The 20,645-nt window shown below is 59.2% G+C and carries 24 protein-coding genes; 2 read left to right on the forward strand and 22 right to left on the reverse strand.

Features of this window, described 5'->3' with window-relative positions:
- Positions 1-22: 22 nt before the first annotated feature.
- From AC3WJP_RS04100 to sdhC, 5 genes are all read right to left on the reverse strand, one after another.
- A complete protein-coding gene (locus AC3WJP_RS04100; RefSeq protein WP_493719942.1) occupies positions 23-2,854 on the reverse strand; it encodes a 2-oxoglutarate dehydrogenase E1 component in 2,832 nt (943 codons plus the stop codon).
- 255 nt (positions 2,855-3,109) lie between these two features.
- Positions 3,110-3,814: a succinate dehydrogenase iron-sulfur subunit gene (locus tag AC3WJP_RS04105; RefSeq protein ID WP_493719943.1), complete on the reverse strand. Its 705-nt coding sequence runs from the start codon at positions 3,812-3,814 to the stop codon at positions 3,110-3,112.
- A gap of 11 nt (positions 3,815-3,825) precedes the next feature.
- Positions 3,826-5,598, reverse strand: coding sequence for a succinate dehydrogenase flavoprotein subunit (gene sdhA / locus AC3WJP_RS04110; protein WP_493719944.1), 1,773 nt, complete (start codon positions 5,596-5,598; stop codon positions 3,826-3,828).
- Positions 5,599-5,601: 3 nt separating this feature from the next.
- The gene (sdhD, locus tag AC3WJP_RS04115) at positions 5,602-5,970 is read right to left on the reverse strand and encodes a succinate dehydrogenase, hydrophobic membrane anchor protein (protein ID WP_493719945.1); all 369 of its coding nucleotides are present in this window, start codon (positions 5,968-5,970) and stop codon (positions 5,602-5,604) included.
- Entirely contained in the window at positions 5,964-6,338 is a 375-nt protein-coding gene (gene sdhC / locus AC3WJP_RS04120; protein ID WP_493719946.1) for a succinate dehydrogenase, cytochrome b556 subunit, read from the reverse strand. The genes sdhD and sdhC overlap by 7 nt, the downstream gene beginning before the upstream one ends.
- A 363-nt stretch (positions 6,339-6,701) precedes the next feature.
- On the opposite strand from sdhC, the gene gltA reads away from it, so the two are divergent.
- Positions 6,702-7,991 carry a citrate synthase gene (gene gltA, locus AC3WJP_RS04125; protein WP_493719947.1) on the forward strand — a complete coding sequence of 430 codons (1,290 nt, stop codon included), beginning with the start codon at positions 6,702-6,704 and terminating at the stop codon, positions 7,989-7,991.
- A gap of 107 nt (positions 7,992-8,098) precedes the next feature.
- Here gltA and AC3WJP_RS04130 read toward each other — a convergent pair whose 3' ends face one another.
- The 4 genes from AC3WJP_RS04130 to AC3WJP_RS04145 all read right to left on the reverse strand — a co-directional run bounded on the left by AC3WJP_RS04130 (position 8,099) and on the right by AC3WJP_RS04145 (position 11,175).
- A complete protein-coding gene (locus AC3WJP_RS04130; RefSeq protein WP_493719948.1) occupies positions 8,099-8,707 on the reverse strand; it encodes an START domain-containing protein in 609 nt (202 codons plus the stop codon).
- Positions 8,708-8,756: 49 nt separating this feature from the next.
- Complete coding sequence (locus AC3WJP_RS04135) at positions 8,757-9,011, reverse strand: YkgJ family cysteine cluster protein (RefSeq protein ID WP_493719949.1); 255 nt, start codon at positions 9,009-9,011, stop codon at positions 8,757-8,759.
- Positions 9,012-9,122: 111 nt separating this feature from the next.
- Positions 9,123-9,650, reverse strand: coding sequence for a translation initiation factor 2 (locus tag AC3WJP_RS04140; protein WP_493719950.1), 528 nt, complete (start codon positions 9,648-9,650; stop codon positions 9,123-9,125).
- A 79-nt stretch (positions 9,651-9,729) separates the two neighbouring features.
- A complete protein-coding gene (locus tag AC3WJP_RS04145) occupies positions 9,730-11,175 on the reverse strand; it encodes an aminotransferase-like domain-containing protein (RefSeq protein ID WP_493719951.1) in 1,446 nt (481 codons plus the stop codon).
- A 443-nt stretch (positions 11,176-11,618) separates the two neighbouring features.
- Between AC3WJP_RS04145 and AC3WJP_RS04150 the strand changes: the two genes are divergently transcribed.
- Positions 11,619-12,413 (forward strand): glycosyltransferase, encoded by a 795-nt coding sequence (locus AC3WJP_RS04150; RefSeq protein WP_493719952.1) that lies wholly within the window; start codon positions 11,619-11,621, stop codon positions 12,411-12,413.
- 69 nt (positions 12,414-12,482) lie between these two features.
- Here the strand turns inward: AC3WJP_RS04150 and AC3WJP_RS04155 are convergent, their stop codons facing one another.
- The 13 genes from AC3WJP_RS04155 to AC3WJP_RS04215 all read right to left on the reverse strand — a co-directional run.
- The gene (locus tag AC3WJP_RS04155; protein WP_493719953.1) at positions 12,483-13,298 is read right to left on the reverse strand and encodes an OmpA family protein; all 816 of its coding nucleotides are present in this window, start codon (positions 13,296-13,298) and stop codon (positions 12,483-12,485) included.
- Positions 13,295-13,648 carry a DUF4398 domain-containing protein gene (locus tag AC3WJP_RS04160; RefSeq protein ID WP_493719954.1) on the reverse strand — a complete coding sequence of 118 codons (354 nt, stop codon included), beginning with the start codon at positions 13,646-13,648 and terminating at the stop codon, positions 13,295-13,297. Before AC3WJP_RS04160 ends, AC3WJP_RS04155 begins: the two co-directional genes overlap by 4 nt.
- A 134-nt stretch (positions 13,649-13,782) precedes the next feature.
- Complete coding sequence (locus AC3WJP_RS04165) at positions 13,783-14,211, reverse strand: hypothetical protein (RefSeq protein ID WP_493719955.1); 429 nt, start codon at positions 14,209-14,211, stop codon at positions 13,783-13,785.
- On the reverse strand, positions 14,208-14,909 hold the full coding sequence (locus tag AC3WJP_RS04170) for an oxygen-regulated invasion protein OrgB (RefSeq protein WP_493719956.1): 702 nt from the start codon (positions 14,907-14,909) through the stop codon (positions 14,208-14,210). Before AC3WJP_RS04170 ends, AC3WJP_RS04165 begins: the two co-directional genes overlap by 4 nt.
- The gene (locus tag AC3WJP_RS04175) at positions 14,893-15,453 is read right to left on the reverse strand and encodes an OrgA/MxiK family T3SS sorting platform protein (RefSeq protein WP_493719957.1); all 561 of its coding nucleotides are present in this window, start codon (positions 15,451-15,453) and stop codon (positions 14,893-14,895) included. Before AC3WJP_RS04175 ends, AC3WJP_RS04170 begins: the two co-directional genes overlap by 17 nt.
- Positions 15,437-16,168 (reverse strand): EscJ/YscJ/HrcJ family type III secretion inner membrane ring protein, encoded by a 732-nt coding sequence (locus AC3WJP_RS04180; protein WP_493719958.1) that lies wholly within the window; start codon positions 16,166-16,168, stop codon positions 15,437-15,439. The genes AC3WJP_RS04175 and AC3WJP_RS04180 overlap by 17 nt, the downstream gene beginning before the upstream one ends.
- A complete protein-coding gene (sctI, locus tag AC3WJP_RS04185; RefSeq protein ID WP_493719959.1) occupies positions 16,165-16,473 on the reverse strand; it encodes a type III secretion system inner rod subunit SctI in 309 nt (102 codons plus the stop codon). Before sctI ends, AC3WJP_RS04180 begins: the two co-directional genes overlap by 4 nt.
- Positions 16,474-16,536: 63 nt before the next feature.
- Positions 16,537-16,800 carry a type III secretion system needle filament subunit SctF gene (gene sctF / locus AC3WJP_RS04190; protein WP_493719960.1) on the reverse strand — a complete coding sequence of 88 codons (264 nt, stop codon included), beginning with the start codon at positions 16,798-16,800 and terminating at the stop codon, positions 16,537-16,539.
- Between the two features lie 12 nt (positions 16,801-16,812).
- A complete protein-coding gene (locus AC3WJP_RS04195) occupies positions 16,813-17,979 on the reverse strand; it encodes a PrgH/EprH family type III secretion apparatus protein (protein WP_493719961.1) in 1,167 nt (388 codons plus the stop codon).
- 109 nt (positions 17,980-18,088) lie between these two features.
- Positions 18,089-18,544, reverse strand: a complete 456-nt coding sequence (locus tag AC3WJP_RS04200; protein ID WP_493719962.1) for a transglycosylase SLT domain-containing protein — start codon at positions 18,542-18,544, stop codon at positions 18,089-18,091.
- Positions 18,541-19,107 (reverse strand): winged helix-turn-helix domain-containing protein, encoded by a 567-nt coding sequence (locus AC3WJP_RS04205; RefSeq protein ID WP_493719963.1) that lies wholly within the window; start codon positions 19,105-19,107, stop codon positions 18,541-18,543. The genes AC3WJP_RS04200 and AC3WJP_RS04205 overlap by 4 nt, the downstream gene beginning before the upstream one ends.
- Positions 19,108-19,301: 194 nt before the next feature.
- A complete protein-coding gene (locus AC3WJP_RS04210) occupies positions 19,302-19,583 on the reverse strand; it encodes an acyl carrier protein (RefSeq protein ID WP_493719964.1) in 282 nt (93 codons plus the stop codon).
- 2 nt (positions 19,584-19,585) lie between these two features.
- A partial coding sequence (locus AC3WJP_RS04215; RefSeq protein ID WP_493735665.1) for a hypothetical protein occupies positions 19,586-20,645 on the reverse strand: 1,060 nt, incomplete at its 5' end.

The raw sequence follows: 20,645 nt of genomic DNA on the forward strand, positions 1-20,645 counted from the left end.
CGGTTTCAGTAGCGCGAAGGCGTTAGACGGTAAATGCATCTTGCAGCAGTTTTTCCTGCTGCTCGGCGTGCATCGAAGCATACCCGCAGGCAGGTGCGGCAGAAGCGTCACGACCGGCGTATTCGAGATTCAGCGACTTGTTATGGTTGCCGAGGCTGCGACGCAGGTGATGCTGACTGCTGTACCAGGCGCCCTGGTTCATGGGTTCTTCCTGACACCACACTGCGTTCTGCAGGTTGGCGTAAGGCGCGATGGCCTCCATCAGGTCGTCTTCCGGGAACGGATACAGTTGCTCGATACGCACGATGGCTGTGTCTTCACGGCCCTCGGCACGACGCTTTTCCAGCAGGTCGTAGTAGACCTTGCCGCTGCACAGGATCAGGCGCGTGACCTTGGCTGGATCGAGGGTATCGATCTCCGGGATCACGGTCTGGAACGAGCCATGGGCCAGATCTTCGAGGGTCGACACGGCCAGCTTGTGGCGCAGCAACGACTTCGGCGTCAAAACCACCAGCGGCTTGCGCAGCGGACGGATCACCTGGCGGCGCAGCAGATGGTAGATCTGTGCCGGGGTGGTGGGTACGCACACTTGAATGTTGTGCTCGGCGCACAGCTGCAGGTAACGCTCCAGACGTGCCGAGGAGTGCTCCGGCCCCTGCCCTTCGTAACCGTGCGGCAGCAGCATGGTCAGACCGCACAGACGGCCCCACTTGTGCTCGCCACTGGTGATGAACTGATCGATCACCACTTGCGCACCGTTGGCGAAGTCGCCGAACTGGGCTTCCCAGATTACCAGCGCGTTCGGCTGAGTAGTGGAGTAGCCGTATTCGAACGCCAGCACCGCTTCTTCGGACAGGAACGAATCGTACAGATCGAAACGCGGCTGGCCTTCGAACAGGTTCTGCAGCGGGATGTAGGTCCCGGCGTCCTTCTGGTTGTGCAACACCGCGTGACGGTGCGAGAAGGTGCCACGGCCGATGTCCTGGCCGGTCATGCGAATCGGGTGACCTTCGAAAGCCAGGGTCGCGTACGCCATGGTTTCGGCGTAACCCCAGTTGATCGGCAGGCCGCCGGCTTGCATCTTCTGGCGGTCTTCGTAGATCTTGGCGACCTGACGCTGAACCACGAAGCCTTCCGGAATTTCCAGCAGCTTGGCGGACAGTTCTTGCAGGGTCTTGAGATCGAACGAGGTGTCATGACGCGCGGTCCAGGCGTGGCCCAGATATGGACGCCAGTCGACGAACAACTCCTTGTTCGGCTCCTTGACCAGGCTTTTCACCACGTGCAGGCCGTTGTCCAGCGCGTTGCGATATTCGTCGATCTGCGACTGCACACCGGCCTCGTCCAGAGCACCGGTCTGGATCAGGCTTTGCGCGTAGAGCTCGCGGGTCGTCGGCTGCTTGGCGATCTTCTGGTACATCAACGGCTGGGTGCCGCTCGGCTCGTCGGCCTCGTTGTGGCCGCGACGGCGGTAGCAGACCAGGTCGATGACGATGTCGCGCTTGAACTGCATGCGGTAGTCGATGGCCAGCTGGGTGACGAACACCACGGCTTCCGGATCATCGCCATTGACGTGCAGGATCGGCGCTTGAATCATCTTGGCGACGTCGGTGGCGTACTCGGTGGAGCGCGCGTCCAACGGGTTGCTGATGGTGAAGCCGACCTGGTTGTTGATCACGATATGGATCGTGCCGCCGGTCTTGAAACCGCGGGTCTGGGACATCTGGAAGGTTTCCAGCACCACACCCTGACCGGCGAAGGCCGCGTCACCATGAATCGAGATCGGCAGGACCTTGTCGCCAACGCTGTCATTGCGGCGATCCTGACGGGCACGGACCGAACCCTCAACCACTGGCGAGACGATTTCCAGGTGGGACGGGTTGAAGGCCATGGCCAGGTGAACTTCGCCGCCTGCGGTCATCACGTTGGACGAGAAGCCCTGGTGATACTTGACGTCGCCGGAGCCGAGCTCGACTTTCTTCTTGCCTTCGAACTCGTCGAACAGCTCGCGCGGGTTCTTGCCGAAGGTGTTGACCAGCACATTCAGACGACCACGGTGGGCCATGCCGATGACGACTTCCTTGGTGCCGTAGGAACCGGAACGCTGGATCATCTCGTCGAGCATCGGAATCAGGCTCTCGCCGCCTTCCAGACCGAAACGCTTGGTGCCTGGGTATTTGGTACCCAGATATTTCTCCAGACCCTCGGCCGCGGTGACGCGCTCGAGCACATGGCCCTTGATTTCGGCAGAGAACACTGGACGCCCACGCACGCTCTCAAGACGCTGCTGGAACCAGCTGCGCTGCTCGGAATCGGTGATGTGGGTGAACTCGGAGCCGATGGTGCGGCAATATGTCTGCTGCAAAGCCTCGAGAATTTCGCGTAGGCTCGCCTCCTCCTTGCCGATGAACAGGTCGCCGGCACGGAAGGTCGTATCCAGATCGGCATTGGTCATGCCGTACTGGTTGATGGACAGGTCTGCCGGCACAGGACGCTGCCAGAGCCCCAGCGGGTCCAGCTGGGCCGCTTGATGGCCGCGCATGCGGAAGGCCTGGATCAATCGCAGCACGCCAACTTGCTTCTTCTCGTGCTCGCTGCTCACGCTCCCGGCGGAAACCGGCTGAGCACGGCGCTGGTTCTTTGCCAGCAGCACGAAATGGTCGCGAATTGTCGAGTGCGAGACATCGGTGGCAGAACTGCCCTCGGAAGGCAGCTTCTGAAAGTAGGTGCGCCATTCTTCTGGCACAGCGTTAGGGTCGTGCAGGTAAAGCTCATAGAGCTCTTCCACATAGGCAGCGTTACCACCTGAAAGGTGGGCGCTGTTCCACATGCGCTGCATCACGCTTTCTTGCATGCTTGGTCACCCTCGGTAAGGGGACTCCACCGGCGAGATGTCGCAGCGTGCCCGAAAAGCCCCATTGGTGCGGACTGGTCAAGCTACCGAGGATCTCGCAGATAGTCCGGGTACCAGCCCGGATGCCCCTGCTGGTCTCATTTCTTCAAAAGTAAAAGCTGCAACCTTGTGGGATGCCGCTTTGGTTATCACTGCGGCGCAGGCGTCATACCTGCACCGCAGCGGCTTACGGGTGCAACACTTCTTGAATCCTTGTTACACGCCACTCGAGAGCAGCATGTTGCGAACGTGACCGATTGCCTTGGTGGGGTTCAACCCTTTAGGGCACACGTTGACGCAGTTCATGATGCCGCGGCAGCGGAATACGCTGAACGGATCATCAAGCGAAGCCAGACGCTCGTTGGTCTTGGTGTCACGGCTGTCAGCCAGGAAACGATAGGCTTGCAGCAGCGCAGCAGGGCCCAGGAACTTGTCCGGGTTCCACCAGAAGGACGGGCAGGAAGTCGAGCAGCAAGCGCACAGGATGCACTCGTACAGACCGTCCAGCTTCTCGCGCTCTTCTGGCGTTTGCAGACGTTCGATGGCCGGAGCCGGCGTGTCGTTCTGCAGGAAAGGCTTCACCTTTTCGTATTGCTTATAGAAGATGCTCATATCGACGACCAGGTCACGGATGACCGGCAAACCTGGCAGCGGACGAACGACCAACTTGTTACCTTTTACGACAGCGGACAGCGGCGTGATGCACGCCAGGCCGTTCTTGCCGTTGATATTCATGCCATCCGAGCCGCAGACGCCTTCGCGGCAAGAGCGACGATAGGAGAAGCCCTCGTCCTGCTCTTTGATCAGGGCCAGTACGTCCAGCACCATGACATCCTTGCCACCGGTGTCGATCTGGAAGTCCTGCATGGACGGCGCACTGTCCTGGTCCGGGTTGTAACGATAAACGCTGACTTGCAACATGGCGGCCACCCTTAGTAAGTCCGGACTTTCGGTTCGAAGGTCGGAACGGTTTTCGGCGAGAAGTTCACGGCACGCTTGGCGACGCGCTTCTCACCCGGGAAGTACAGGGTGTGGCACAGCCAGTTTTCGTCGTCGCGATCTTCGTAGTCTTCACGGGCGTGCGCGCCGCGGGACTCGGTGCGATGCTCTGCGGCGATCGCGGTAGCTTCAGCGACTTCCAGCAGATTCTGCAGCTCAAGGGCTTCGATTCGAGCGGTGTTGAAACCCTGGCTCTTGTCGTTGATCTTGACGTTGGCGATGCGCTCGCGCAGACCAGCCAACTGAGTGATGCCCTTTTGCATGAACTCGCCAGTACGGAACACACCGAAGTAGTTCTGCATGCAGGTTTGCAGCTCTTTGCGCAGGCTGGCGACGTCTTCGCCGGTGGTGCGCTCGTTCAGGCTGTTGAGGCGAGCCAGAGCGACATCGATATCGGTCTCGCTGGCACGACGATAGTCGATGCCTTCGTTGAGCGCCTTCTCCAGATGCAAGCCAGCAGCACGACCGAAGACCACCAGGTCGAGCAGCGAGTTGCCACCCAGACGGTTGGCACCGTGAACCGACACACACGCCACTTCACCGACCGCGAACAGACCAGGAATGATGGTGTCGACGCCATTGGCGTCCTGAGTGATGGCCTGACCATGAATGTTGGTAGCGACGCCGCCCATCATATAGTGGCAAGTCGGTACGACCGGGATCGGCGCAACGGCCGGATCCACGTGCGCGAAGGTCTTGGACAGCTCCATGATGCCTGGCAGGCGGCTGTGCAGGACTTCTTCGCCCAGGTGATCGAGCTTGAGCATCACGTGGTCGCCATCAGGACCACAGCCGTTACCGGCAATGATTTCCTTGACCATGGAACGCGCGACCACGTCACGACCGGCGAGATCCTTGGCGTTAGGAGCGTAGCGCTCCATGAAACGCTCGCCATGCTTGTTGATCAGGTAGCCGCCTTCACCACGGCAACCTTCAGTAACCAGTACACCTGCGCCGGCAATGCCAGTCGGGTGGAACTGCCACATTTCGATGTCCTGGACCGGTACACCAGCACGCAAGGCCATGCCGACGCCGTCACCGGTGTTGATCAGGGCGTTGGTGGTCGACGAGTAGATACGACCTGCACCGCCAGTGGCCAGAACAGTGGCGTTGGCGCGGATGTAGGTGGTCTCGCCGGTCTCGATGCAGATGGCGATGACACCGACGATGGCGCCGTCCTGGTTCTTGACCAGATCCACCGCGTAGTACTCGTTGAGGAATACAGTGCCAGCTTTCAGGTTGGCTTGATACAAAGTGTGCAGCAGCGCATGGCCAGTACGGTCAGCAGCGGCGCAGGTACGCGCAGCCTGGCCGCCCTTGCCGAAGTCCTTCGACTGACCGCCGAATGGACGCTGATAGATGCGGCCCTGCTCGGTACGGGAGAACGGCAGCCCCATGTGCTCGAGCTCGAACACCGCCTCGGGACCTACGGAACACATGTACTCGATAGCGTCCTGGTCACCGATGTAGTCGGAACCCTTGACGGTATCGTACATATGCCAGCGCCAGTCATCGTTCGGGTCGGCCGAAGCGATGGCGCAGGTGATGCCACCCTGGGCAGATACAGTGTGCGAGCGAGTCGGGAAAACCTTGGTGACCACTGCGGTCTTGTGACCGCCCTGAGCCAGTTGCAGCGCGGCACGCATGCCTGCGCCGCCACCACCGATGATGATGGCGTCGAATGTATTGGTGTTGATGTTAGCCATGGATCAGATACCCCAAAGAATCAGCACACCCCAGGTGAAGTACGCGAACATCGCGACTCCGCAAACCACCTGGAACAGGAAGCGTATGACCGTCGCCGACTTGCCGAACGACATCGGCGTCAGGTAGTCGGTCGCGATGGTCCACATGCCAACCCAGGCGTGGGCGCTGAGCGCTACCAGGGCCAGGAGACTGAAGATACGCATCCAGTTATTGGCGTACAGAGCGTGCCACTGGTCGTACTGCAGACCAGGATGGGCAATGATCCACACGATCAGAAACAAGAAATAAGCCGCGAGAACGACCGCAGACACACGCTGTGCCATCCAGTCATAGAGGCCCGAACGCGACAGGTTCGTGACGTTGGTTACCATATCCAGACTCCCGCCAGAACGATTACCACCACGGAAACGGCGATAACGATTTTAGAGCCCAGCTTGCCGCCTTCCAGCGTCTCGCCGACTCCAGTGTCCATGATCAAATGACGGACACCCGCCACCAGGTGATACAGCAGGGCGGACAGCAAAGCCCAGATCACGAACTTGGCCAGCGGACTGGTCAGGTAGCCCTTGACGGCATCGAAGCCCTCCTGCGACGAGAGAGATTTGCCCAATCCGTACAGCATGATGGCAATTCCCACGAACAGGATCACACCGGATACCCGGTGCAGAATCGACGTGTAGGCAGTGATCGGAAGCTTGATGGTCCTTAGGTCTAGGTTTACAGGTCGTTGGCTATTCACGGCTTTTTTTCACACTGAAGAGCCCCTAGCAAGCAGGGCAAGTTGTAGGGAAAGTGTACTGGTCAGGTACGCACCACCCAGGAAGTGATCGCCCTCGGAATGGGCAAAAAAGCCCGAGGCGGTCGGCTGCCGAGTATAGACAGTTAGGCTACTAATGACAACGCACCACACCCCCCCGAATAGCGCATTGCATTGAGGCGACAAAAGGCGTAAATGGGGCTTAAGTTCGAAGAAAAAGTCATATTGCAAGGCTCCTAAAGGCGTATTTTTAGCAAATTGACTTTAGGATTTATCACACTATAGTGGTGCGGGCCCTGCGTGGGGGGTTCTGTCTGATGATACCAAGCATTAATAGGAGGCCACATGGCTGACAAAAAAGCGCAGTTGATCATCGAGGGCGCAGCCCCCGTCGAACTGCCGATTTTAACCGGCACCGTGGGTCCAGAAGTAATCGACGTCCGGTCACTGACGGCCTCGGGCCGTTTCACCTTCGACCCAGGCTTCATGTCGACCGCCTCGTGCGAGTCGCAGATCACCTACATCGACGGCGACAAAGGCATCCTGCTGCATCGCGGCTACCCCATCGAACAGTTGGCCGAACAATCCGACTACCTCGAAACCTGCTACCTGCTGCTCAACGGTGAACTGCCAACCGCCGAAGAGAAAGCCAAGTTCGTCAGCACCGTGAAGAATCACACCATGGTGCATGAGCAACTCAAGACCTTCTTCAACGGCTTCCGTCGCGACGCTCACCCGATGGCGGTGATGTGCGGCGTGGTCGGCGCGCTGTCGGCGTTCTATCACGACTCGCTGGACATCAACAACCCGCAGCACCGCGAGATCTCCGCCGTACGCCTGGTAGCGAAGATGCCGACCCTGGCGGCGATGGTGTACAAGTACTCCATGGGCCAGCCCATGATGTACCCGCGCAACGACCTGACATACGCGGAAAACTTCCTGCACATGATGTTCAACACCCCGTGCGAGATCAAACCGATCAGCCCTGTGCTGGCCAAGGCCATGGATCGGATCTTCATCCTCCATGCCGACCATGAACAGAACGCCTCCACCTCCACCGTGCGCCTGGCGGGCTCTTCGGGTGCCAACCCATTCGCCTGTATCGCTGCCGGTATCGCCGCACTGTGGGGCCCTGCCCACGGCGGCGCGAACGAGGCCGTACTGACCATGCTTGATGAAATCGGCGATGTGTCCAACATCGACACCTTCATCGCCAAGGCCAAGGACAAGAACGATCCGTTCAAGCTGATGGGCTTCGGCCATCGCGTGTACAAGAACCGCGACCCTCGCGCCACGGTCATGAAACAGACCTGCGACGAGGTACTGAAGGAACTGGGTATCCAGAACGATCCGCAACTCGAACTGGCCATGCGCCTGGAAGAGATCGCCCTGACCGACCCGTACTTCATCGAGCGCTCGCTGTACCCGAACGTGGACTTCTACTCGGGCATCATCCTCAAGGCGATCGGCATTCCAACCAGCATGTTCACGGTGATTTTCGCCCTGGCACGTACGGTCGGCTGGATCTCGCACTGGAAAGAAATGCTCTCCAGCCCGTACAAGATCGGTCGTCCGCGCCAGTTGTACACCGGCAAGCCTTCACGCGACGTGGTCAAGCTGGAAGATCGCAAGTAAGACTTCCCGCCTGAACAAAAAAGGCTGCCCTATCCTCGGGCAGCCTTTTTTATTGCTTACTTCAACTAACAGTAGATGCCGAATAGCGATAATCAGCAACTGTACTGTCAGGGTTTCTCCGCCAGGGTCTTCAACGACTTCAAGGTCTGGAACGGCGCATCCACGACAAACTTGTTCGCCACCCAGGACGGGACGCTGCCACCGGGTTCGGTATGTACCTGATAGCTGACTTCGGTGCTATCGGGGCCCTTGGGTGCAAGCTTCCAATAGCCTTCAACCTGAGTCACCCGCACAAAGCCCGACTCCTCTGGAACATAAGTCGGTACGCCTTGAAGCTTGCGCGTCACAGTGCCGTCGGCACCGACCGTGGTAGTGACCTTCAACACCGAATCCCGAGGCGTGACCATGATTGGCGTATTGAATTGGGTGTAGGTCCAGGCATCATCGCCTTCGTGCTTGAGCAGCTTTTGCAGCTTGCATTCGTGAATCCAGGCGCAAGCCCCTGCAGCGTCCTCCTGCAGCGCGCGAATCTTCGCGACCGGCGCCTTGATCAAGGCCACACCACGGTAAGCCTTGTACTTGGACCCGGCAACATCGCTGAGTGAAACCTGAATGCCGTCCTGATCCTTGGCCACTTGCCAATCCTCGGCCTGAGCGATGCCAGTCAACAGCATCGATACACCCAGTACCGCTGTCATTCGATACAACGATCTCATCTTTTTTTCCTTATTGTCGAAGACCTCGCGAACCGAACACCCTCCCCACTCAAGCGGCCGTCACCGCCTCCATCCAGGTCAACAGACGCATCGCATCGGCATTGCTGCTACCACACACCTCGATGTCGGCATCGAACTGCCCGCACACCGCCGGCCGCGTGGACTGCCCGAATATCGCGCAAAGGTTGGCTGCGGACAATTGCACACAGCGCACGCCCGCAGGTTTGCCATCGGGCATCCCGGGTATCGGCGAACTGATGGATGGCGCGATGCAGCAGGCACCGCAACCTTCACGACACTTCATGACGACAGCAACCTCAAGATAGAAAGGGGGTTCGAACAGCAGCGATAGTAACCGCTAAAACGCGCGTTTGAAATTACACCCAGGTAAATTTACTGCCCGAGCCGTTTCAACTCATTGCTTGAACTTGAAATCCAGGGCGGCGCCTTCGATCTCCCGGCGACCCTCATTGCGAATCATCGGCAGACCCATTTCGTTGTTCAGGATGCGGCCGTTGAGCTGAAAATCATCGGTATCGGGCTTTTTCTCGGCGAACATCTGCGGGAGGATCGGCTTGCCAGCCGAGGGCTTCTGCGCCTCCTTGGCAGGCGGTTCGAGCTTGTCGACCATGGCCTTGGGCAAGGTCAGGTCCAACTTGGCGGGAGGCACTGGTGCTGCCAGGACGTCAGACTCCTTGCGTGACTTGTCCTTGCGCGCCACCTTGTTAGTGGACGTTTTTTTCGCTGGCGAGGAAGCTCTGGCAGCGGATTTGGCATGTCCGGTTTTTGCGCTGGCGGCCTTGCCAGCAGCAGACGAAGATTTGACCGAAGCCGGCGATTTTTCCGCCACCGGCGCTGGGCTCGACGGCCCTGCGGCAAAGCCGAAAGGCGCGATGAGCACCAGGCTCAGAAACACAAAGCGGATGTTCTGCAATAGGTTCATGAGGCAGCCCAGCAAATGCCGAGAAAACTCTATGCTCCCCGTTCCGAGCGCAACTGGCAAGAGCCGCTCGGGGACGAGGCTATAGAAAACTGCCCGAGGCAACTTCCTGACACAATTGACTGGCCAGCATCCCCAAGGTCATCAGCGCCCGCTCCGCTTCGCGGTTCCATGGAATGCCGCAATTGAGACGAATGCAGTGGTTGAACTGCTCGGTATTACTGAAGATCAACCCCGGCGCGATACTGATGCCCTGCTCCAGCGCGCGAACATGCAATTCTTGGGTGTTCACTCGCCCAGGCAGGCTGACCCACAGAATAAAGCCGCCCACCGGCCGGGTCATCTGGGTGCCCTCGGGAAAGAACTGCTGCACCGCCAGCTGGTAGGCACTGAGGTTCTTGCGATATTCCTGGCGAATGAAGCGCAGATGCCGGTCGTAGCCACCGTTCTCCAGATAACTGGCAATCCCCATCTGCGTCACGCTGCACGCCGAATGGGTACTGAACGTCTGCAGCCGCTGCACCTCGGCCTGATACTTGCCGGCTATCATCCAGCCGATCCGCACGCCCGGCGAGAGGGTCTTGGAGAAGCTCGAGCAATAGATCACATGCCCCAGCCGATCATAGGCCTTGAGCGCCTTGTAACGCCCCTGCTCGAACATCAGCTCGCCGTAGATATCATCCTCGACGATCTGGATATCGAAGTCCGACGCCAACCGCAACAGTTGCTTCTGGCGCTCCTCGGGCATGGCCCCGCCCAAGGGGTTGCTTAGCCGCGGCGTGAGCACCAGGGCCTTGATCGACCATTGGTTGGCCGCCAGCTGCAAGGCTTCGATGCTGATGCCGTTGGCCGGATCGCTGGGGATCTCGATGACCTTCAGGCCAAGCAAGTCGGCCAGCTGCAACAATCCGTAATAGGTTGGCGATTCGGCGGCGATCAGATCGCCCGGGCGCGTCAGCACCCGCAAGGCCATCTGCAGGGCATCGACACAACCGTGAGTGATGACGATATCGCCGGGGTCGACCACTACACCGGCATCGCGCATGCGTATGGCGATCTGCCGACGCAGCGGTTCGAAACCTGGGCTGAACATGTAACTGAATGCCCGCGGACTCTGAAAGCGCGTGACCTTGGCGATCTGCTGATGCAACGCTCGCACAGGCAGGTAATCGACATGGGGCACGGCAGCGCCCAAGGGGAAAACGCCTTCGCGACGAGACTCGTCCAGCACTTGCTGGATGATGCTGCTGCGGGTCACCAGGCCCGGGCGCTCGACCCGGGCGATGTCCGGGGTGGTGGCAGTCAGCGCCGGCGTCTGGTGCACGTAATAGCCGGATTGCGGCCGAGCGCGGATCAGCCCCTGATCTTCGAGGTTGGCATAGGCCTGCAGCACCGTGGCATGGCTGACGCTGAGCTGCGCGCTCATCTTGCGTACTGAAGGCACCCGCTCACCGGGTTGATAGACACCGCGGCGAATATCCTCGGCCAACTGCTGGGCGATACGCTGATAAAGCAAAAGACTGGTCATGGGGCGGCGCTCCGTACACTCGCTGGCGCTATCCTACCACTACAGTTGCGAAGTGTACGGGCACAGTTGAGCTATTGCCGAAATCGTTTCGAAACCGAGCGAGACGCCCCAAACCGGTGCAACACCTGTGATCACAACAACATTTCGGATAACCGAAGAAATGGGAAAGATTTTGTTACACAATTAATAAACTAATATTTAGTTACACTCCAGATACAATTTTACAAGTCCTACATGACAAAAATTTCACAGTCGGCCCAGCATAGTTCTCTTATCCAATCGACGCATCTGACCAGGCTTCAAGTATGAATCGTCTCCATTCTCCCCTTGAATGAGCGATCAGCCAACTATCGCCCGCTATTTAACGCGCTCACTTTCAGGCACCAGCCGTCAACGATACGTCGAACATATTACTGAAACATTGCTGCAACAGGGCCGACATCATGAGCACCAATTCACATCCGTCCTCCCCAACTTTCAGCATTGCACTTGTAAACTACAAGACATGCGAAATGACCAGGACGTGCCTTGAGCTCCTGCAAAGGCACCTGGCCAACCGGGACGTACCGGTATGGGTAGTGGACAACAACTCTGCCGATGACAGTACGACCTATTTGCGCAGCCTGTCCTGGATCAATCTCATCGAGCGTGTACAGCCCGCAGGCGAGCTGGGGCACATTGCCCATGGCAAGGCCCTAGACATGATCCTGGAGCGCATCGATACCGACTACATTCTGCTGATGCACACCGACACTTTCATTTACGATGAGCGGGTCTTCAAGTTGATGCTCGATCTTTGCATCCAAGACCCCAAGGTCGCCGCCGTCGGCTGTGTCGAACAACTCGATCGCGGACTACTGCGCACGTCGTGGCGCTTTGGCTCGCGCTATTGCAAGCACCATTACCGCCGGATGCTACAGGCACTGGGCATACCCGGACGTCTTCCCAAACCATGGAAAGAAGAGCACCTCAAGAGCTTTTGTACCTTATGGAACAGCAAAGCCATCAAACAGCACGGCCTGCATTTTTGTATGGATGACCGAGTACCGGGCTATACCTTGCAGGATCGGATGCTCGCATCAGGCTACTCCATTGCGCAGATTCCAGCCCGACGTTTGTTTAAATATCTCGACCATATTCAATCAGGCACAGTTGCCGCCTGTGGCGGTTATGGCAAAGGCCACAGGCGCAATCGAATGTATGAAGACGCCATCGCCCGCTTGAACAGTGCACTTTGAGATTCATATAGCCGATATCTCAACGCGGGCGCGACCGAACGCTCAGTCGCGCCCCTTCTGGTATGTGATTTATCGAGCTTGGCCGAGCACGCCCTGATTATCGGAGAACACAATTTCGACTCGCCGATTCAATGCCCTGCCCCGCTCCGACGCATTGGCCTCGACCGGATACTGATCACCATACCCCTGAACCTCGATACGCTTCTCATCGATTCCAAGATCCACCAACATGTCTGCCACCGCCTGCGCACGATCATGGGACAACGTCAGGTTAAAGGCCCTTTCGCCGGTATTGTCGGTATAGCCTTCGATGCGAATGATGCGTTTCGGGTTCGCTTGCAGGTACTGCACCAGTTTCAACAGCGTGCGATTGGCGGAGGGTTGCAGTTCGGCCTCGCCGGTATCGAACAGGACGTCGCCAAGGGTCAGCACCAGGCCGCGGTCGGCATCATTGGTGGTCAGGCTCATGATCTGGTCTTCGACCCACTGATCCTGCTGACGCACACTGGCCAGCCGTGATTCGCGCAGCGCCAATTGCAAACGCTGACGGTCGAGCTCGAGCTTGGCCAAACGCTCCTGATTCAGTTCCAGCGCCGTGTGCAGGCGCGCTATCTCGCTGTAGCGCTCGCTCAGGTAGGCATAATGCACAACGTCATTCCCTGCTCCCCAATAGCCGGACAAGCGCTGGGCACGCTTGAGCGAATCCTCGGCGCGGGCAACGTCTTTGGCGGCCAAGCGCTGCGTGTTGGCGTCGGCCTGAACAGCCTGATAGCGATCGCTGGCACGTTGAAGCGCCCCCTCGGGCGAGGACGTTACCGCACAGCCCGAGAGCACCAGCGCCCCTGCAACCATCAGCGCCGCTATCCGCATCGATTTCGGATTCATTGACCCTCCTGCAACTGCTTGCGCAGGCGGTCGAGACGAACATTGCTGGCAGCCAGTTGATCCTGGCTCTTTTGCGTCAGCACCTTGGCCTCGGCCACGCGGGCATCGAGCTCAGCCTGCTCGGCCTGCAGACGCGCCGCCTTGAAGGCCTTGTCGGCCATATCGCCGCGCGCCTGGGTCATTTTTTCCACCGCCAGCTTGAACTCGGCGGTGTCTACGGTGGCGCCGACGGCGCGGGCCTGGTCGATGGCCTGATCGCTCAAGCGCATCTGTTCAACAGGAGCCGGTGCCGCTGCGCAGCCGGCCAGCGCCAGCAAGGCGAATAACGAAGGTAACAGGTGAAGTCTCACGAAAAATCCCTAAGCTGACGAACCACGCACGGCAGGGCACGCGCGCATACCGCAAAAACGCGGAGCGCGATTCTGCCATTTTTCAGCAGTCTTGTCCGCTGCGGGGCCCGTGCACCGTTCGCCGGGCGCCGCAGTCACCAGCTGTTCTCCTCCTCCAGCTTGGCCACTGCCCCCGGATCGAAGGCCTCCTGCTTGAAATGATTGATAAAGCCCTTGATGCCGAACACGGTGGCGAACGCCTGGTAGGTTTCCTTATAGAGATCAGACTTGTCCAGGCCTTCGCCCTTCATCTTCTCCAGCACAGCGAGCAATATTTTCATCTGCTCGCCATTGGTACGATAAGGACGTTCACCGGCGGCGTTTTCATAGCCGACGACAAAACGGAATACGTCATCCTTCCACTGCTCGCCGCGGCCCTCCAAAGCGCGGTAGAAGTCGTCGAAATCCAGATCCGGCCGACGCATCGTGGGGTCCGACTGTATGCGCTGCTGCAGGTCGATCACAGTATCGGCACCAGTCGATCGACCGATATCGAGCCCGCTGGTATCCAGGGTGATGGTCATTGTGCGTCTTGCTCCGTATTGAATGTGGCGGCGCCGATGATGCGCTCCATCCAGCTCTTGATCGCTTCGCGGCCGACGTCGTCAAGGGTCTTCACGCCTTCACGCAGGGCTGGCAACTGGCTGGCCAGACGCGGCGCGAGCTTTTCGCCGAGGACCGGCACATCGAGTTCGAGCAGATGGTCATCGACGCGAAACACGAAGCGCTCTTCGGCGTGATATTCGACATGTATCGCACCGGCCCAATCACTTTGCAGGCGCGCGCGCAACGCGGCATGGGACGCCTTGCACTGCACGGGCAGCAGCAGGTGCAAGGTTTGCCCAGGCATCTCTTCGAGGTCGGCCAGCCAGCGCTGTAACAACACTTGCGTCCAGTCCTCGCTCAGCAACAGCTCCTGGAGCATGGCCTTGACCTGCCCCACCGCGTCGCGGCGCACCCGTGCACCTACGCCCTGCTCGGCCAGCAACACCTGCGCCAGTTCGCCGCCGGCGTGCAGCATGCCGTCGAGGTAACCCTCGCGATAGGCCGCGCGCCGCACCTGCTGAGCATCCTGCTGCGCTTGCGCGACGCATTCCTGGGCACGACGGCGTGCCTGCGCCAACAGTTGCCGACGCGCCCGCGCCGCCGCCAGGTCCGCGGCGCCGAGCAACAGCGATTCGCCGCGCTGCACGTCGGAAAGATCTCTAAGGGAGTCGAGCATGTTGTACCGCCAGAATAAATAGCCGAGGGTCCGGCTGGTGGATAGGAAACTGGTGCTGCAGCGCCTCTGCCTCGGGGCTGAACATCAGCACCAGACGCTCACCCAAGGCCTTCGGCAGACGCGCGCGCCAGGCCAGCAAGGCGCTGAGCCCGGCGGCCTCGATTCGATCCTCAAGCGCCTGACCCGGGGCCAACGCAACGGCATGGCGCTGCCCCAGATCACACACCGCAAAGCGGCGCTGGCTGGCACTCAACTGGCGGGAATGGCCGCCGATCGCCAGATGGCCCCACTGCAGGTAAGCCCCCAGCAACCTCGCCACCTTGGGCAACAGCCGCCAGTGTTCGACCCAAAGCCGCGACCAGGAGTGGTCGAGCGCGACGTCCGGCGGCAGTTCGCTCAACGCCAGACCATCGACCACCAAGGGGTTCAGGGCCGCGCGCACGGCCACGGTATTCATGTCAGTGGGCAGTGCCAGGCGCCGGGGGTGCAGATAGTCCAGCGGCTGCTCGATGATTCGGCGCAGCGCATCATGGCGCGGGGGCATGCTTGCTCGCCTCTTTGCGGCCTTCCTGATATCGCCACCAGCCGAACGCGCCGCCCAGCAACAACGCCATGCCTAGAATCAGCCCGAACAACAGCGGCAGGGTCGAGGGGGTTGGCTGCAGCGATGGTGGTGCATGCTGGATCAACGAGCGCTTGGACAGCACCACGGAAATATTCTCGTACTCGACACCAGCAAAGCTGTTGCGCAGAAAACGCTTGATGTCGTTGATCAACAACTGAGGTTCGATATCCCGTTCATAGACCGCCAATGCGGAGATATGAATCGGCGCGGCCTTGCGCCCGCCCTCCCCGGCATCCAGATCGTAGCTGACGTGAACACGGGCACCGGCGATCCCGTCCAGGGTGCTCAGGGACTGCTCCAGGCGTTGTTCGAGCGCGGAATAAAGCCGTGCTTTTTCAGCCCGTGGCGACGCCACCAGCGCATCGGCGGGGAACATTTGCGCGACTTCGGTGCGAGGCTTGGAGGGCAGCGAATAGGTATTGAGCAGATCGACTGCAGCGGCGAAATCCGCCTTGCCGATGCGCACCGAATAGCCCAACTTGCCGTTCTCTTGCTTGTGCGCCGCGATGTTGTTGCGCTGCAACACCGACACCACTTCATTGGCCTGAAGCTGGTCGAGGCCCTCCAGCAAGCTGGGATCACGGCAGCCGGCCAACATGCCGCACGCCACCAATAGCAATAGGATTTTTTTCATGACGACCGCAGCAAGGTTTCGACGGTGCCCACGCCTTTGCGCACGAGCGTGTTGAGCAGGTTGACGTCGATGTTGTACTCGGCCATGCGGATCTGCAGTTGCGCCAGCACCTCGGGGTTGGTGATGTCCGGGCGGTCAAGCATGGCGTTGATGGCCGCCGCATCGCGTTCGGTCTGCACCGAGGACGTGGCGAACCCTTGGACCAGGCGGTCCTCAAGCGACATGACGGTGGATTCGGCCGCGCCGGGCAACATCGCGATGCGGGCACCCACGGGCACCGCGGCGCTTAGGGATAGGGTTGACATAGCTGTACTCATGAAAAAGGCCAGGCGCAGCCGCGCACTGGCCAGATGACGAAACGAAATCGATCAGCGAGCCGCCTGGATGATGGCCGAGTCGACTTCCTTGAAGCCTTTGACCGTGTTGGTCGCGGCGTTGCGGAACACGTTGTAGGACGAGAATGCAGCCTGGTACTCGGCCAGCAGCGTCGGGTCAGACGCATCGCCATGCAACGCGTCGAGCGCGTCGTCGAGTACTTTCTTGAGCTTCACCGCGCCAGTTTCGAACTTTTCAGCCTGGGAGCCGAGAAAGTCGTCATGAAACGAGTAAGGGGGGTTTACTGAACCAGCCATTTGACACCTGCCTTAGAGAGGTTTGGGAAAATACCAGGATGACGGCGTCATCTTGATGTAGCCCTGCGGGCCATACTGGAACGACTTGCCCTTGAGCCAGTCGTCCTTCAACTCGACTGCGAAGTGAACGTAGCGATCCCCCCACAACCGGTAGTATTCGTTGACATAATCACGCACCGCCACCAGCTCGCCGTCTTGCAGACTGCCCTGCAGGGTGAAGGTCACGGAGTCGGCCTTGTCGAGGCGCTGATAAGGGACGGCGAGGCGCGCGAGGCCCTGCTCGGCCGCGGTGATCAATGTGCGGTCATCGCTGTGGCGCACTCGCGCCTGGGTGGCATAGGGCACGTTGGCCACCAGCAGTGCTTCGATATCCGTCTGCAACTGCGCGGTCATGAGATTGCGCTGATTGCTGACCCACAACTGCGGCACGCCGGGATCGCTCAGGTCGATACGGTGATAGACCAGGTAGGGATAATGATGGGCGAGCACCCGCTGCAGGCGCATGCGCTCTTCGTAGCTCACCACCACCTGGCGGGCATCGTGGCCATTGCGCATGAGCACTTGCCGCGCCCAGCCGGCATCGCGCTCGCTGGCGGCCATGACATAGACCTTGCGCGAGGGGCCCGCCAGCACCTGCAGCTCGCTGGGCGAACCGGCGATCAGGTCGCGCACATCGCTGACCGGGCTGGTGCGCAGCGAGTACCACCCGCCCAGCAGCAGAGCGATCGTCAAGCACAGCGCCGATGCTGTCGCCCACCAGGGAATCATCCGCGCCGACATGGGCTTGGTCGGGCCAGCGGGTGCAGCGCCGGGGGGCAGATCGAGCAGCAGGCTTTCAGCCCAAGGCTCGTCCACACTGCGCAGGGCGATTTTCAATTCGCCGACCAAGGCGAGCGTCTGGAAAACGACGCTGCGTTCCTGGCACTCCTCCCCCAGCTCGCGCACCACACAGCCTTCACGGCTGTTGTCCGCCAGCAGCACCTCGAAGTTGCGTCCGCCCTGCTCCAGCGGGATGTAAATCGCCTCGGCGGGGAGGCTAGGCATGTTCGCATCGTCGCAGAAGGTTGCTGGCGGCCCCACCAGGAACAGCGTGCTGGGCCGCTCCAGGACAAACTCACAGCCCTGTAATGGCCCGTTGAAAATGCGCAGTACACACGCGTGTGTTTGCAAGTCGTGCATGGTTTATCCGATCGTTACGCGTTGAATGGCGCAAGAGCGCCCTATCGCCGCCATGCTAATGGTCGAGACGCGGGCAATCCTGATTGAATTCTCGCTGGCCGGTCACCGCTCAGGTCGGTGCAGGCCGGGCCTCGCCGGTCAGGCTTTGATAGCGCTGCCAGACTTTTTTTGCGTAGCGCATGCGCTGGGCATGGCGCTCGGGCCGGCTGCCGGCGTTGTAAGCGCCGACAGCGGTCCAGTTGTAGCCATGCCGACGAACGAAATCGGCAAGAATCTGCGCCCCGGTGGACACCGACAAGCAAGGATCCTCGAGCAGTCGACGCTCGGTGATGCCCTGACTGGCCAGGCGGGCGAAATGGAAGCTGTTGATCTGCATAAGGCCGATATCCCGTGAGCCATCGGCGTTGACGTGCACCGCGTCGGCGCGCTGAGCGGACTCGACGTCAGCGATGGCGTGCAACAGCAATGGGTCGAGGGAATAGCGCAGCGCGGCGGCATCCCAGCAGTAGGCCGATGCGCTGCCTAGCCACCCGCCCAGTAGAGTCGCCAGGGCAAAGCGCTTCATGACTTGAAGATGCCCAGTACGGAGAACCCCACACCGGATTTGCTGACCATGCGCATCCCCGGCAGCGGCGCGGCACAGTGCAGCGAATAGTGGATGCACCAACGGCCAGCGGCCCTGGATTTGCACGTCAGCGGCCGCAGACGATGGGCGCGGGCCTTGCGGAACAAGCCAGGCAACAGCCGGCGCGCCAAGAGCGAACGGCGGACAACGGGTTCTGACGCCGACACCGTCGATGGCAATCGCTCGACATTGCAGGCCAGGCGATAACCCTTGCCGTAGACGGTGACCACGTAGTGCCGGTATAGCCCAAGGCATTTACGCAGCGAGTAGATGCAGCGCGTGAGCGACTCTTCACAGATGTCGCCCCCCGGCCAGGCATGCTGCATCAGCCTGTCCTTGCTGACGATCTGACCGGAGCATTCCAACAACACACGCAATACGCAAAGCTCTTTGGGAGGGAGATGGACCGTTTGATTCTCGAACGAGAGAACGCCATCGATCCGTAACTCGATGGCTCCCAGGACGTAGGCAACCGGGGTCAGCGGATTTGCAACGTTGGACATGGGAAGTTGACCTCCTATTCAGTGTTCTAGTGGCTGACGCCTCCCTTGTGGCGGGAGCGAGGGCACTATAGGAGTTAATATCGCGCGAAACTATGAGACAAGTCTGATTTTTGCCGAACGATGGGAGATAAAATCCATACGAAAAAAAGGCAGATATCTGAGCGATTATCTGCCTGTCAAGGGGGACTGTTTCCCTATTGAGCGAAGTTACCCGATGCTGTACTGACGCAAGCGTCGTACACCAACTGGTAGAAATCGCCCACGGTACGGATGCGCGCCATCTGCTCGGTATTCAAGTCGCAACCGTAGTGGTCGCTGACCTGAATACAGAGGTCCAGGACATCCGAGGAATCCGCGCCGAGGTCGTAGACCAGGCTGGATTCCAACCGCACGGCTTCGACGGGCAGTTGGAAGTGCTGGGCGATGCGGGTCAGGATATCCGCTTGGGTCGGTAACACCACAAATGAATATTCCATTTTTAACGAGTATTGGAAGCGATGTTGGGTATTTTTGCTCCATGTACAGTGTCGACAAGTAAGCCTGCGGTGATTGTTTCGTCTCTGCCCTGAACGAACCTTAACTTAGGATCTCCCAGCTTCATCGCTATCAACTGTACCCCCTTGTTCACCATATAGTCCGAAAGCTCTTTCCATGTATCATCCAGTACTGAATTCGACCTGCATAGTTCTTCCAATACATCTTGCATGTCCGCGGGCAGGTGATCAATGGTGCGCGGATCACTAGGCCTTGTAATACGAAGAGGGTCAAGGCTAGGCTTGTCAGAGTGTCTTAAAGTTGGAATTTTACCCTCAGCAAGACTCATTTTTAGTTTCTTTATATTCTCCACGTCCACATCGCGGCGCAAGTTATAGTCGATCATGGCACCGATAGTTTCAGCAGCCTGACGAAGCGCAAAAAAGTTAGCGCGCTCAGGGAGGTTAAGTGGTCTTTTCGTTATCGTGAATCTAGGATCGGCATTTGAAATGACTACATCATTAATTGGTGCAGCGTCAGCGTTGCCCGTGTGCACGAGTTCGGGGTTATACTTGGCTTTGATCGCATCTGCTTTGGCCTTCATTTCATTCAAAACTTCATCCCAGGGGCTCAGCTTTGTCGCGTTATCAGGGTTTACAAGAGTGGTTGCAACACGGCGCTCGGTGACTGGTATGCTTCCGGTAGCCTCAGTTTTGACGCCTGACTGATCGTCATTAGCCTCACTACCGGCAACCTTATCGTCGACCGTGGAGCTACGTCTGCCTTTCATCTTTGCTGATTCGTCCCTAATATCCTTCATCAATTGCTGAAAGGGACTCAGCGCTGCCTCTCTGTCAGCCCTGACAGGCGGGGCTTGATATTTGAGCGTGGTGACTGGCTCTTTGCTGGTAGTCTCAGCATTCGTGTCCGACGCTGTTTCTTCAGTCGCAGCACTCGTCGATGACGCCGCTGCGTTAGTCCCAGCTTCCGTCGATGACGCCGCTGCGTTAGTCCCAGCTTCCGTCGAGGACGCCGCTGCGTTAGTCCCAGCTTCCGTCGAGGAC

The sequence above is a fragment of the Pseudomonas sp. GW821-FHT01A09 genome (genome assembly GCF_058986725.1).

Coding starts and splice junctions, on each gene's coding strand:
- AC3WJP_RS04100 (WP_493719942.1), bottom strand. CDS start 2,854: ATGCAAGAAAGCGTGATGCAGCGCATGTGGAACAGCGCCCACCTTTCA.
- AC3WJP_RS04105 (WP_493719943.1), bottom strand. CDS start 3,814: ATGTTGCAAGTCAGCGTTTATCGTTACAACCCGGACCAGGACAGTGCG.
- sdhA (WP_493719944.1), bottom strand. CDS start 5,598: ATGGCTAACATCAACACCAATACATTCGACGCCATCATCATCGGTGGT.
- sdhD (WP_493719945.1), bottom strand. CDS start 5,970: ATGGTAACCAACGTCACGAACCTGTCGCGTTCGGGCCTCTATGACTGG.
- gltA (WP_493719947.1), top strand. CDS start 6,702: ATGGCTGACAAAAAAGCGCAGTTGATCATCGAGGGCGCAGCCCCCGTC.
- AC3WJP_RS04130 (WP_493719948.1), bottom strand. CDS start 8,707: ATGAGATCGTTGTATCGAATGACAGCGGTACTGGGTGTATCGATGCTG.
- AC3WJP_RS04135 (WP_493719949.1), bottom strand. CDS start 9,011: ATGAAGTGTCGTGAAGGTTGCGGTGCCTGCTGCATCGCGCCATCCATC.
- AC3WJP_RS04140 (WP_493719950.1), bottom strand. CDS start 9,650: ATGAACCTATTGCAGAACATCCGCTTTGTGTTTCTGAGCCTGGTGCTC.
- AC3WJP_RS04145 (WP_493719951.1), bottom strand. CDS start 11,175: ATGACCAGTCTTTTGCTTTATCAGCGTATCGCCCAGCAGTTGGCCGAG.
- AC3WJP_RS04150 (WP_493719952.1), top strand. CDS start 11,619: ATGAGCACCAATTCACATCCGTCCTCCCCAACTTTCAGCATTGCACTT.
- AC3WJP_RS04155 (WP_493719953.1), bottom strand. CDS start 13,298: ATGAATCCGAAATCGATGCGGATAGCGGCGCTGATGGTTGCAGGGGCG.
- AC3WJP_RS04165 (WP_493719955.1), bottom strand. CDS start 14,211: ATGACCATCACCCTGGATACCAGCGGGCTCGATATCGGTCGATCGACT.
- AC3WJP_RS04170 (WP_493719956.1), bottom strand. CDS start 14,909: ATGCTCGACTCCCTTAGAGATCTTTCCGACGTGCAGCGCGGCGAATCG.
- AC3WJP_RS04175 (WP_493719957.1), bottom strand. CDS start 15,453: ATGCCCCCGCGCCATGATGCGCTGCGCCGAATCATCGAGCAGCCGCTG.
- AC3WJP_RS04180 (WP_493719958.1), bottom strand. CDS start 16,168: ATGAAAAAAATCCTATTGCTATTGGTGGCGTGCGGCATGTTGGCCGGC.
- sctI (WP_493719959.1), bottom strand. CDS start 16,473: ATGTCAACCCTATCCCTAAGCGCCGCGGTGCCCGTGGGTGCCCGCATC.
- sctF (WP_493719960.1), bottom strand. CDS start 16,800: ATGGCTGGTTCAGTAAACCCCCCTTACTCGTTTCATGACGACTTTCTC.
- AC3WJP_RS04195 (WP_493719961.1), bottom strand. CDS start 17,979: ATGCACGACTTGCAAACACACGCGTGTGTACTGCGCATTTTCAACGGG.
- AC3WJP_RS04200 (WP_493719962.1), bottom strand. CDS start 18,544: ATGAAGCGCTTTGCCCTGGCGACTCTACTGGGCGGGTGGCTAGGCAGC.
- AC3WJP_RS04205 (WP_493719963.1), bottom strand. CDS start 19,107: ATGTCCAACGTTGCAAATCCGCTGACCCCGGTTGCCTACGTCCTGGGA.
- AC3WJP_RS04210 (WP_493719964.1), bottom strand. CDS start 19,583: ATGGAATATTCATTTGTGGTGTTACCGACCCAAGCGGATATCCTGACC.